Origin of the sequence: Ligilactobacillus acidipiscis DSM 15836 (assembly GCF_001435755.1) — a bacterium.
GTDB lineage: Bacteria > Bacillota > Bacilli > Lactobacillales > Lactobacillaceae > Ligilactobacillus > Ligilactobacillus acidipiscis.
Map to the genome: position 1 here is coordinate 1 of NZ_AZFI01000384.1, position 370 is coordinate 370.

The following is a 370-nucleotide window of genomic DNA, read 5'->3' on the forward strand; positions in this document are numbered from 1 at the left end:
CTTTTTTTCGCTGCGCGGAATTCAGCGTGTGGGTTAGATTGACAACTTGCTAGTGATCGTCGTCTTTGTCACTCTCATCTAACCAATGAGAGAATAGTTTAATAACTATACCTACAATAATAGGTGCGACAATCAACGAAAGAATATCATGTACCATAGACAACGCCCCCTTTCAGGGCAAGTTGCCAGTTAAAAGTATAACATTTGTTTCACTTTTAGGAGGGACCTTTATGGATTTAGATTTTCAAAATCACCAGTTTGATCTTTTTACTGACTGGCGACCCAACCAAACTAAAAAAGAATTTACGCAAAAATTGCAACAACAAGCTCAAGCAGAAAAAGCACAACTACCTCACTTATTAACTCGTGA

At 38.1% G+C, this 370-nt stretch carries 1 protein-coding gene; it reads right to left on the reverse strand.

What is annotated here, in order from left to right; genetic code table 11:
• Nucleotides 1-49: 49 nt before the first annotated feature.
• Nucleotides 50-157 carry a type I toxin-antitoxin system Fst family toxin gene (locus tag FC65_RS12015; RefSeq protein WP_017866858.1) on the reverse strand — a complete coding sequence of 36 codons (108 nt, stop codon included), beginning with the start codon at nt 155-157 and terminating at the stop codon, nt 50-52.
• Nucleotides 158-370 lie beyond the last annotated feature (213 nt).

Excerpts from the sequence above, each read along its gene's own strand:
- FC65_RS12015 (WP_017866858.1), bottom strand. The coding sequence starts at position 157 with ATGGTACATGATATTCTTTCGTTGATTGTCGCACCTATTATTGTAGGT.